The sequence below is a fragment of the Verrucomicrobiota bacterium genome, from assembly GCA_016871535.1.
GTDB lineage: Bacteria > Verrucomicrobiota > Verrucomicrobiia > Limisphaerales > SIBE01 > VHCZ01.
The window spans coordinates 1-12,017 of the sequence record VHCZ01000190.1; the positions used below are offsets into that span (position 1 = coordinate 1).

General features: G+C 60.9%; 5 protein-coding genes and 1 tRNA gene. 2 read left to right on the forward strand and 4 right to left on the reverse strand.

What is annotated here, in order from left to right; all coding sequences use genetic code 11:
• The first annotated feature begins 347 nt into the window (after positions 1-347).
• Positions 348-761, forward strand: coding sequence for a YlbF family regulator (locus FJ398_20130; protein ID MBM3840228.1), 414 nt, complete (start codon positions 348-350; stop codon positions 759-761).
• A 12-nt stretch (positions 762-773) separates the two neighbouring features.
• Here FJ398_20130 and FJ398_20135 read toward each other — a convergent pair whose 3' ends face one another.
• Entirely contained in the window at positions 774-4,796 is a 4,023-nt protein-coding gene (locus tag FJ398_20135; protein ID MBM3840229.1) for a hypothetical protein, read from the reverse strand.
• Between the two features lie 439 nt (positions 4,797-5,235).
• Between FJ398_20135 and FJ398_20140 the strand changes: the two genes are divergently transcribed.
• Positions 5,236-5,310: transfer RNA gene (locus tag FJ398_20140), tRNA-Glu, on the forward strand.
• A gap of 395 nt (positions 5,311-5,705) precedes the next feature.
• Here the strand turns inward: FJ398_20140 and FJ398_20145 are convergent.
• The 3 genes from FJ398_20145 to FJ398_20155 form a co-directional block, all read right to left on the reverse strand.
• Positions 5,706-8,003 (reverse strand): heavy metal translocating P-type ATPase, encoded by a 2,298-nt coding sequence (locus FJ398_20145; GenBank protein ID MBM3840230.1) that lies wholly within the window; start codon positions 8,001-8,003, stop codon positions 5,706-5,708.
• A gap of 240 nt (positions 8,004-8,243) precedes the next feature.
• A complete protein-coding gene (locus FJ398_20150; protein MBM3840231.1) occupies positions 8,244-9,479 on the reverse strand; it encodes a c-type cytochrome in 1,236 nt (411 codons plus the stop codon).
• 29 nt (positions 9,480-9,508) lie between these two features.
• Positions 9,509-11,569, reverse strand: coding sequence for a hypothetical protein (locus FJ398_20155; protein MBM3840232.1), 2,061 nt, complete (start codon positions 11,567-11,569; stop codon positions 9,509-9,511).
• Between the last annotated feature and the right edge of the window lie 448 nt (positions 11,570-12,017).

Below are 12,017 nucleotides of genomic sequence, written 5' to 3' on the forward strand. Positions count from 1 at the left end.
ATTCTGCGGGGCGTCTCCCAGTCCGAGCCCGCTGGGACTTGCCGGCGCCCTGCCGATTGGAAATCGGCGATACAGCAGATTGAAAATCTGCGCTACGGTTCTCCGGTCGATCTGTCGTCAATCCCACGGTCTGCACAGTCAACGACGGTGGGGCGACGCTCCTGCGGAGCCTTTCTTCGATGGCATTGGCTCGGCAGGAGCCTCGCCCCACCTTGACTGAGGGGACATCGAGACGCGTTGCCGCGAATTTTTGTTGCGGTTCCGACGCGCTGTGCTCTATTGCGGGAGCCGACAGCCCAGTCCGCAGACCGAGCACTGGCTTCGCCAAGTCAACACACTACTGAAATATGCAGACCACCACTGAAGAGAGCCTCGTCGTCCAGAAAACCAAAGAGTTATGCCAGACGATCCTGGATCAGCCGGAATTCCAAACGATGCGGCAGCAGATCGAGAGTTTCATGGCCAACGACGAAGCCAAGTTGCAGTATCAGCTCCTGAGCGAGCGGGGAGAATACCTGCGCCACAAACAACAGCAGGGACTCCAGCTTTCGGATGAAGAAGCTTCCGAATTTGAAGAGCAACGCGAACAGTTCCTCAACAACCCGGTCGCACGCGGGTTTCTCAATGCGCAGCAGGAGATGCACAAGGTCCAGGAGTCAGTCGGCCAATTCGTCAGCAAGACTTTTGAACTCGGCCGCGTGCCTAACGCCGAGGATTTCGATTCCGGCTCGTGCGGCCACGGCTGCGGCTGCCATCATTGATCCACGTCCGGATCACTTGACCACTCGCACGGCGCCGGATGGTTGGACCTCAACCTCCCGCGCGGCCAACGGAAGCTCAGTCGTCGTCGTTTTTCCTCCCGGCCATCGTACCCAGATTCGCGTCGGTGGCTGGGGTGTTCCCAAGACGGCCACGCTGCTGTCTTGAGACCAGTACCCTCCGCCTGCGCGGATTTCGTGAGCCGGACCACCCCGGTCTCCAAACAAGACTCGGATGGTCGCGCCAACGGCGGACGGATTGCCCGCCGAACCCTTCAGGCGCACACGCAATCCCGGTTTGCCTCCCCGATTTTGGTATAGCTTCGTCGGGCCTGCATTCTGGCCGACCGCGAGGTCAAGTCTCCCGTCGGCATCGAAATCACCCAGCGCGCAGCCGCGCTGCTCGCCCTGAATCAACACGCCGCTCTGTTGTCCGTCCAGGGCCTCCAATCTCCCGCTCCCGTCGCCTCTCATCCACAACCCTCGGCCGGCATCGTAGCGGGACGTCTCCGGTTGCGTGGCAAAGAAATTCTGGCTCAGGAACAAATCTGCATTTCCGTCCCCGTCGCAGTCACCTACAGCCAATCCAAATGCCGGGGCGAATTGAGCTTCGACCGGCAAAGGCCGAGCCTCGAAATGATCGCTTCGGTTCAGGAACAGCGTGGATTCCAACCAATGCGCCCGCAGTTCGCGTCCCTTCTTCAACGATTCGCCACCGATGTCGCTCAAGCTGGCCGCGGCATAGGCGTTGAAAGTCGCGAAGCGCTCGCGCACAAACGGCAGAACGCCGCCGATGATGTCGAAGCCGCGCCAGGGGACGACCCTTTGCGTCGCTCGATCCAGGTAAGCTTCGAGCACATCCACCGCTCCGGTTCCGTTGAAATCGCCAAAATGAACTCGGAGAGAATCCCGCCGGAAGAGTTCGTATTTCGTGTTGCGGCCCCAATTCGAGGCGATGATGTCCATTCTTCCGTCCCCGTCGAAATCGCCAGTCGTGACGCCGTTCCACCAGCCGGTCAGAGAGTTGAGAGTCTGGAGTTGAGAGTTGAGAGGGGTTGAATCGTGCCAACGAAGCATTGGATTCCACTCGGCGAGACGGCCCTTGTCATTGCGAAACAAGAGAATTGGGCCCCACTCGCACGCGAGGAGCAACTCTGGACTTCCGTCTCCATCCAAATCGCTAAACGCAGCTCCGCTCACGAGGCCCAATCGTTCCCATCGTTGGGAAACCACAAAACGTCCGGCTTCATTCTTCAACAGCATCGAGGTCGCGGGCTCCGGATAACGCCCCGCAATGACGCGTCCGCCGATGAACAAATCCAGGTTGCCGTCTGCATCCACATCGGCCAGGGCGAGCGGTCCGGTGCTTGAGGAAGGGCCCAGGATGCTGTCGCCGGCGGCCTTGCGATTCAGGTCGTAGATTCGGATCCAGCCGCCATTCGTAAGGCCGTCTTCATAGTTTGCGGAGCCAACCAGCAGGTTCGAGCCGAAGCCCACGATGGCCGTTTGGTCGCGGGCGACGGGCCGGCTCACCGTGGGTTCGCCCAGGGAAGCAAACTTTCCATCGCCTTGATTGCGAAACACGATCAGCGAGCCTCCCTTGCCGCTGCCGATGACCAGATCATCGAAACCATCGCTATCCACGTCCTGCCAGCAGACCCCCGGCCCTAGCTGGCTCAGGCGATTCGGGAGTAACGGCTGGCGCGCAAAATCGTCGAAAGGCTCCTCGGGGTGGACATGGTTCAGCAAATGGCTGACGTCCTGGAAGAGGCCCTCGGATTGTGGGGCAGGCTTTCCCGCCTGCCGGTTCTCCGGGCTTTCTTGCCCGGACACTCTGGCGGCTGGAAAGCCGCCCGGACCCGCCGACTGGAAAGGCGGCGCTACGCCGGCGCTCGCTTCATCAATCTCGTAGATAAAATTCGGCGTGGCATTTGTCACCACGCTGCGACGTCCGCTGCGCCAGGTCACTTCGACGCGCAAATCATTGGTGAGCGCCCCGGCTGCGAAAATTCGGATTGAGTCGTCGCCCGAAAGGTACCGCCCGCCGGAAATCATTTCCTGACTTTGCAGAATCGAACCTCCGCTCACTTTGATGGCCGCGCCAATGCCCCGTGTATTCGGCGCGGCGCCCTTCAATCGCACAGCCAGTCGCGGCGCGGAGGTCTCATTCCGGTAAATCCCGGCGGGCGCATTCAAGTTGTTCACGACCACATCGAAGTCGCCATCGTTATCGAGATCGGCCAGCGCCATTCCGTGTGAAACGCCGATGGGGTCGAATCCCCACGCCTTGCTCACGTCTTCAAAAGTCAGATCACCGCGATTTCGAAACGCAAAACTTGGTGTGAGCAGCGGCGGGAATTGGGGCAGCGCTTTCAACGACTTGCCCGGATTGCGCCTGGTCAATTCTTCGAGCCGCGCGCTGCCGTCGGAGTCGATGACGTCGTGGCCATTGCCCGTGGAGATCAGCAAGTCCTCGTAGCCGTCCAGATCCACGTCCAGGAAGATGGGGCACCAGGACCACTCGGAGGCCTGCAATCCGCTGAACTGCGCGATCTCGGCGAACGTGGTGTCCCCGCGATTCAGATAAAGCGTGTTGTGCATGACTTCGGGCCGGTTGTCGATCGCGCCGAAGGGCAGCGCCATCAGATCGGGAAGCACGTTTACGCGCTGCATGTGCCGGCGTTTGTGGTCGCGGCTGAGCATGTCGGCGACAAAGAAATCCACGTGCCCATCGCGGTTGATGTCAGCGAAGTCGATGCCCATGGAGGACATACTCATGTTGCGCAGGGCGAACCGCGGGAGCGCTTGAAAACGGCCCTGGCCGTCGTTGATCCAGATTTGATCGGGCGAAAAGCGGAAATCGTTGCACACGTAAAGATCGGGCGCGCCATCGCCGTTGATGTCGCGGAACATGGCGCTGAGTCCCCAATATTGAGGTGCTACGGCCAGCGGCCGCCCGTCCTCGTCTCGAAACGCGCCGCCAGTCCAGGACACCGGAGTGAACTTTCCTCTGCCGTCGTTTAGATAAAGGAAGTCAGCTTCTCCGCGCTCGATCAGCATGAAACCGTCTTTTCCCTTCATCATCCCATAGAAGCGGTCTTCGGGGCGGATAATCACTTTGCCGTCCGCCACTTCATACTGAATCTTCAGATACGGCGGCGAATCCCGGTAAGTGTCCGTGCGATAGTTGGCAACGTACAAGTCCAGGTCGCCATCTCCATCGACGTCGGCCAAAGCCTGGCTGGTGCTGCCAAATTTGCGCGAGAGACCAGACGCTGTGAGTTCCGTGAACCGCGCCTTCCCATCGTTAAGGAAACATCGCGTGCCTCCGCCGATGGAATTCACCAGCAAATCGAGATCGCCGTCCCCGTCGAGATCCGCCAGGACCGCGCCCGTCGATAAATCGCTCGGGCAAGCGACGCCGGCCTTTGCGGTAATGTCCTCGAATTTCCAACCGCCCAGATTTCGATAAAGCGTGTTGGCGTTTTCGAGCCCGCAGAAATAGATATCGCAAAGCCCGTCGCCGTCCACATCACCGAGCGCCACGCCGGAGCCGTTGTCCAGCACGCGGTTGTCCGCCACACGCGCTTCCGACAGTTGATTGAGAAAGCGGATTCCTGTCGTCGAGGGCGCGAGCGACGAGAAACCGGTCTTGCCGTTTTCCGGAACCGCCAGTCGCGCCTCGCGGTGGCCTTGCGCCTTTCGCCATTCCAGCGGCGCCGCAGCCGTTGTCGAGTGGAGTGCCACCGCCAGCAGCACCGCCCAAACACCGGAACTCCGCAGGCAAGAGCCGCCCGTTGGTTGCCGCTCTTCGTTACCCTGGTTGCCTTTTGTTCCATTCACATGCTGTGCAGATCGTGAGATTGACGACAGATCGACCGGAGAACCGTAGCGCAGATTTTCGATCTGCTGGATCGTCGATTTCCAATCAGCAGGGCGCCGGCAAGTCCCAGCGTGCTCGGACTGGGGGACGCCCCGCAGAATACAATTCTGCGATACGGCAGAGTGCCACTCTGCGCTACGAGCTTTGTCGTCCATCCCGCGGACCAAGCAGTAAAGCCACAAAGAGAACAAAGGCCTGGCGGTGAGCTCGAGGACCGCCGGGTGAAGAATGGTTGTTGCCCGCACGCTCCGGATAGTACGTGCGCCCGTCAGAATCTCAACCGCAAGTCTGAGGATCCCACCACGCCAGGTGCGGCAAGGTGGGGCGAGACTCGGTGGCACAGGCAACTTGCCTGTGCCGTCCGGCTACCAGCCGGACGGGATGGTCGCGGATCAGTCCTGGACGGATCGCAAGGAATTACCCGCGACCTTTCATGCGGCAGGTTGCCGCGCGAGGCGGGTTGGTAGCCCGCTCCACCCAGCTAGAGCCTTCATGGGACTGATAACTTGTGGACGCACTGGCGCGCCGATCGGGGGTCAGTTTTTTTCGTGACAGGGACCGAACTGCCTTTATATTCCGACACCGCTTTTGGGCGACCCTATGGTCTAGCGGTTAGGACACCACCCTTTCACGGTGGTAGCCCGGGTTCGATTCCCGGTAGGGTCGCCAGTTTCGTCCAGCCAATCTCTAAAACGCCAGCGGCGTTCCGAGCATGTCGGGCCTCAGGAGATGGCGCCAGCGTTCCGGGAGTTGGTCCTGCGGGCCAAACCACGGTGGCAAAGGTCGCCCGCCTTGAACTCGAAATTCGATTCGCAGAGTCGGCTGACCGCGACGCGGAGGGCCCGGCGAGACTTCCACATGCACTTCGTCCGTGCCTCGATCGAGCCAACCCCGCGCTCGATCATGAAGGTCCATAGGATTATCGCCAGGGCGTCGGTGGCGCATGAGTTGCATCGTGTTCAGCGGTGTCCGAACACACTGATCGAAAAGTTCGGCGCGATTCGCTCCCAGCAGTTCGAGAGCATCAACTACCGTGTTCCTCCACAAACGACAACGGAAAAAGCTTATCCCTGGAGGGCGATTGGATGGTCCGGTTGAATATCGCCAAATCCGCCGAACAGCAGGCGCAAGCTGTTTAAGACAACCACAACGGTGCTCCCTTCGTGGCCGACGACCCCCAACGTCAGCGGAATTTCTCCCAGCAACGCAAAGGCGGCCAGCACGACCACGGTTCCCAGGGAAATCACGAGGTTCTGGCGAATGATCCCACGCGCCCGCTGGCTCAAGCGAAAGGCGGCCAAAAAGTTTTCCAGGCGGTCGTGCATCAGAACGACCTCCGCCTGTTCCAGCGCCGCATCCGACCCGCGCGCGCCCATCGCCACGCCCACGTGCGCCGCCGCGAGGCTGGGCGCGTCGTTCACCCCATCACCAATCATGGCCACTTTGTGGCCGTCGCGGAGCAGTGACGCGATCACCTCGACTTTTGCCTCCGGTCTCAGTTCCGCCCGGATTTCGTCCAGGTGCAACCGTTCCCTCAACAAGTCCGCCGCGCTGCGGCGGTCCCCCGTCAACACGACGGTGCGCAATCGAAGTTGCCGCAAACGTTCGATCAGATCCCGCGCTTGAACGCGAATGTCATCCCGCAACAAGACGCGTCCAGCCAGGCCTTCTTTCGCCAGCCAAACTTCGGAAAATCCGGCGTCGGCCGGCGGAACCGTGGCGGCGCATTCGATCCGGCCGCTTTCAGCCAGCCACTCGCGACGGCCCAGCTTAACCTCGGTCTTGCCCACGCTCGCTCGGAGGCCGAGTCCGGTGATGGACTCGAACGCCTGGACCTCGAGCGCATTCAGGCGCCGCTGCTTTCCGTAGCGCGTTATGGCCCGGGCGAGCGGATGCGCTGACCATCGTTCCAACGAATACGCGAGTTGGGCGACTTCCGCTTCGTGCCCGGCAGGAAAGCTTTCCACGCGTTCGACCCGCAATTCGCCGGTCGTGAGCGTGCCGGTCTTGTCCATGGCCACCACACTGATTTCGGCAAGGCCTTCCACCGCGGCGCCGCCGCGAAACAAGATGCCTCGGCGCGCGGCCCAGGCGATGGCGGCCAGGATCGCGGAGGGAATGGAGAGCACGAGCGCGCAGGGCGACGCCACCACGAGCAAAGTCATAGCGCGATAGAACGCGCTCTTCGCCTCGATCGTGGAAAGGAACGGAGGCGCGCCAAAACCAAGCCACCAAACAAAGAACATCAGCGCGGTCAGCCCGAGAATGCCATAAGTGTAGCCGGTGCCAAACCGGTCCGTGAACCGCTGCGACGGCGCTTTCAGATGCTGAGCCTCGCGGATGAGTTGAATGATCCGTTGCAGCGCGCTTTGGCTCGCCGGCCGGAGCACCACGGCTTCGACGACTCCCCAGAGGTTGAGCGTCCCCGCGAGAACGGTATCGCCCACACTTTTTTCGACGGGCGCGGATTCCCCGGTGAGGTTGGATTCATCGCTGGCGGTCGAGCCTTTCACGATTTCCGCGTCCACGGGAAACTGTTCGCCCGGTTTGATCAGCAGCCTCAGGCCGGGAGCCAGGTCTTCGACGGGACTCAGTTGTTCTCGGCCGTCTTCGCGCAACACGGTTGCAGTCTTGGGCGCCGTTTTGAAAAGCGAATGGATTTCGCGCTGCGTGCGGCCCATGGCGTAATGTTCCAGCGCGCCGGAGAGCGAGAACAGGAACAGCAAAGCCGCGCCTTCTCCCCACGCGCCAATGGCGGCGCTGCCGAACGCGACGGCCAGCATCAGAAAATGCACATCGAGCGCGCCTTTGCGAAGGCGCTCCCAGACTTCGTGAACCGTGAACCATGCGCCCGAGACGTAGGCTAAAACGTAAGCCCAGATCGCGAAGGATTGTTCTCCCATCGACATGGCGCTCAAACCCGAAATCCCGCACACGGTGGCCGCCGCCAGTTGCCACTGCCATTCGCGTTCATGTTCGGCTTCATCAGGAAGCATGACCTCGCGGGGGACGAGCCTTGGCCAGGGCGCATCGCGCCAGCGCCAGAAGCTCGGGGCCGTGGGACAGGTGACTCGGGAGATGGTTGTGGTCTCGGCATCCTGGTGGAGCGCGAGCTTTTGGGCCTCGGAGACGGGCAGGGGAGGAAGGCAGGTCGAGCAATCACTCTTGCCTTCCAGCAATTCGCAGCGGGAACCTGATCCGGGCTGTTCCAGTTCGCGAATCTGAGTCGTGAGGTATCGCTCCAGATCTTCAGAGGATTTGGGTTTGCCCAGCGTGGCAACGGAGATGGAGCGTTGGCGCCGGTCGATCCTGACGGCGCCCAGAGCGGGTTCGTCCTTCATGGCTTCGGCCACGACACGCATCAGACAGCGTTCGTTGAGCGCGGAATCGGCGGGCGTATGTTCCGGCGTCTTCACCGCGAATATTCAACCTCCATTCTCCACCCCAGGCAACGACTGACTCAGCGATTTTTGGCGAGGGATGCGCGGAAATTGCGGGAAGGTAGGGCAGGCTTCCAGCCTGCCAGTTCGGGCGGCATCCTGCTCCTTGAACAACGGAGCAAGGATGCTCCGTTAACGGGCAGGCTGGAGGCCTGCCCTACGTTACTGCGAGGCCTTCTTGAGCGAAGAGAGATACTCGACAAGGTCCACCAAATCCTGAAGGGTCATCGCCTGTTCCAGGCCAGCCGGCATGATCGATGTGTTCATCCTGTCGCGCCGCGTGATCTGGCTTTTCGGGTACCGTGTGACAATTCCGGTCTGCGCTTTGACCGCGAGTTCGTCATTCGTTTCGCTGACAATGATACCGATGGCTTCCTCGCCGTCCTTGAGTTGAACTTGCCAGCCCTCGTAGCCAAAGGAAATCCCCGCGCTCGGATTGAGGATAGCCTCGTAGATCGCTTCCCTGGCCAACTTCGTTCCGACCTCGGAGAGCCTGGGACCGAAGTCAATCCCCACGCCATCGACCTGGTGGCAATTGATGCACGCGACTTGGGCGCTGGCAAATACCTCCGCGCCGCGCCTGGCGTTTCCAGTCATCCGCGCGAGTTCGGCAATCGGCGGCAACGGCTGGGCATTGCGGCCTCGAGGCAAAGGCAACACCTGGGCCGCTTCCGCTTTGACGTTGGGCCAGCGGCTGCGGTTCAGCTCGGCGGATGCGGTGAGTTTGAGGTCGGCGCCCAGTTTGTCCTCCTTCGCCAGCTTGAGAAGCAGCGACGATCCCTCTTGCGATTGCGCGAGGGACTGCACGGCTCGCTTGCGGAGCGCGGGCTCGCGCGTTGAATCGGCCAGCAAAGGACCAAGCAACGCAACGGCCTGCATTGCGCTCACATTCCCGCAGGCTTCCGCCAGCTTGATCGCGTTGACCGTGTTGGTGCCGTCGAGGGCGTTGCGAATCAGCTCAACGCCCTGATTCTCGAGCACGAAACGCAAGGCGTCGGCGCACGCGCTGGCATCGGATGAACCGACAACGAAGTCGAGCAAGGCGCGATTCTGATCCTTGAGCTGGAACTTGTGCGCCAGTTCGACGAATCGCGGGGTCCCGCGCGTCGCGTCGAGCACTTTCTGAAGCGCGTCCTTCAGTTTCGGGTTCGCGTTGACCTGCGCGGGGTCCAACCGGCTCAGCGCTTCGATCATGAGGTTGATCCGATCCGGATCGAGACTTTGGCCAACCGCGAGGACAACACTGAGAAAGAAAAGCGTTATCCTGCACACGGACCATGAACGAGGTAGGGCGAGCCAGTCCCGGCGAGCCGCTCGACGACTTTGGAACACGTCCGTTCGGCTCGCTGGGGACAGGCTCGCCCTGCCTTGAGGTTCATGGCAAGTGCTGCCCCACATCGAACGGGCATTGGAACGACGCTTCGGAATCACTCCAACGAACGGACCGCCAGTTCCGCGAGCGCGGCATCCTTCTCGGGAGACTTCGGCAGGAAATCCATCGAGCGCAGATAACGCGGCTTGTCCTCGGCGGCGGTTTTCGCATCGGTTAGAATTTTCACCAACAACCCTGGAGTCTTCGAACTGCGAGAGCGCCAGATGATATCCCGGCCCGCCGGCGTGTTCCATTCGTTCTCCACTTGGGCCAGCCAGGCGTCGAGGCAGGCGTCCCATTGCTGGTCCGCGCCGATGCCGAGCGCTTCGAGATACCAGCGGTCTCTGCCGTCGTGCTGCGCGGCGAACTGCGCCCAGAGTTTGGGAGCTTCCGAGGACTTGTTGTGCCGGAGCGCGATCGCGCCTTCGCGGCGCACTTGCGCGGACGGATCCTTGAGCAGGGCTTTCGCGAGAGGAATCACATCCATCTTGAGCGAGCGGGCGATGCGGAGCGCGGTGATGCGAACGTCAGGGCTGGAGTCTTTCAAGCCGAGATCGATGTATTTCTGCTCGCTCCCTTTGATGCGGGCCAGCAGATGGAGGGCGCGCGCGCGGAAAAACGTGACCCGGCTGCGCCACAACTTCAGCAAATCCTTTTCCGCCGCCCCCTGCAGTTCGTGGAGTTTGGTCCAAGCCAAATATCGGATGGCGTGGTTGGGCGATTGCAGCGCGCCCACGCAGCTATTCGCGTTGTTGAAGTCGAACGGCGATACGTTGGCTTTGTGCCCTTTGGGAGCCACCCGGTACACGCGGCCGGTCATGGTCTCCAGCTTTTGATCCACCATGTGATGACCGCCCACGCCGGCGTCATTCCAGTCCGCGACATAGAGAGAGCCATCCGGTGCGACGCAAACATCGGCGGGCCGAAACCAGGTGTCGTCGCTCGTCAGGATATCGACGATGCCCGCCTTGTAACCCGCGCCGTCGGTTTGCAGCGTATAAGCGCGGACGACCCGCGGACCCGCGTCGCAGTGAATGATTGCGTTGCGAAAGACCTGAGGCAGCAACGCGCCTTCATAGAAGGCGATGCCCGTCGGCGAGCCGTTGCCGGTTTGGAGAAGGTTCGGAACCACGCCCGGATCGTGTTGATACCAATGATAAGTGGAGCGTTCTTCTTCGTTGGCGCCCTTGGCCTGGGCCTGTTTCCACATCACCCCCCAGCCCGCGCCCGTGATTTCGTCGGTGTAACCGTAGTTGCCGTATTCCATGACGAAATTGATGCGCACGCCGCGATTGCCGTCGTCGTCATTGTCCGATTGCCAGAGGTTGCCGAAGGCATCGACCGCGACCTCGTAATTGTTCCGGAAATTGTGCCCCAGCACTTCAAAGTCGCTGCCGTCCATGTTGCAGCGGAACACCAGCCCTTGCCGGTACGGCTTGCCGTTTGTGACGACTTCGTTGCCTTCGATGTCAATGACGGGCGAACCATCAGGGCGCTGGATGCGCCGGCCCGAATTGCCCATGTTGAAGTAAAGCTTGCCGTCCGGCCCGAACACAAACGCGTGCACACCGTGGTCGTGATCGACGCCTTGAATGCCGGTGAACAGAATTTCCTTTTTGTCCGCTTTGTCGTCTCCATCGACGTCCGTAAAAACAAACACGTTGGGCGAACACGAAACGATGACCTTGTTGCCCAGCACGCAAATGCCCAGCGCGGTGTTGATGTCGTTGCCCTGGTAAAAGGTGGTTTCCTTGTCCGCCATGCCGTCGCGGTCGGTGTCTTCGAGGATCACAATGCGGTCGCCTTCGGGACGGAGCTTGCCCCACTTCTGAAACGAGGACCGATAATTCGCGCCTTCGGTGATCCAGATGCGCCCGCGCGCGTCGAGGTCCATGTCCGCCGGGTTGCGGACCATGGGTTCGCAGGCGAACAGCGTGGCCTCCAGGCCGTCTGGGACCTTCAACGATTTGAGTTGCTCCCGCGCGGCCTGGAGTCCCGAACGGTTCGAGTTGTCAGCGGCGAAAAGAGTGGGAACCACGAGACACAGGAAACACACAAAAAGGAGAATTTTGGTGTATGGCGTGGTTCGAACTGCGGGGTTCGAGGGCAACAACATGAGGATCTGTTTCATAAATTGGTCAAAGGCTCGGAGCGTTGCGGACGGCGGCGAAATCAAGGCCGAATCGGCGGCGCTCAGGATTAGTTCGGCGGCCCTTGTATCGCATTGCCTCTTTCGATGCAAGTTCGAGAAGGTTTTGAAATCTATCGAGTGGGGACGGCCCTCTATCAGTATTGTCGGAAATCGCCGCAGCTTGGGACGATTTTGGACTTCTGTGGCAGAGCGTAGCAGCGACACCGCTTTGGCACGGCCAGCCAAGGCGGCGAAAGCGGCGCGGCGCTTCGCTTCCCGCCGCAGTCCAAAAAGTTTGGTTGCGGCGTCGTCTATCCCGTAAGCAAGTTTGAGGGGGAGATTCTGCGGAACATTAAGAGCGTGTCCGAAAATTCCGCGGGGTCCTGTTTTCGCGCCAAAGGCCGGATGGCGAGGCGCGACGAAGGAGAATATC

Bases quoted from the DNA above. Each gene is read 5' to 3' on its own strand.
- FJ398_20130 (MBM3840228.1), top strand. From the start codon at position 348: ATGCAGACCACCACTGAAGAGAGCCTCGTCGTCCAGAAAACCAAAGAG.
- FJ398_20135 (MBM3840229.1), bottom strand. From the start codon at position 4,796: ATGGACGACAAAGCTCGTAGCGCAGAGTGGCACTCTGCCGTATCGCAG.
- FJ398_20145 (MBM3840230.1), bottom strand. From the start codon at position 8,003: ATGCGTGTCGTGGCCGAAGCCATGAAGGACGAACCCGCTCTGGGCGCC.
- FJ398_20150 (MBM3840231.1), bottom strand. From the start codon at position 9,479: ATGTGGGGCAGCACTTGCCATGAACCTCAAGGCAGGGCGAGCCTGTCC.
- FJ398_20155 (MBM3840232.1), bottom strand. From the start codon at position 11,569: ATGTTGTTGCCCTCGAACCCCGCAGTTCGAACCACGCCATACACCAAA.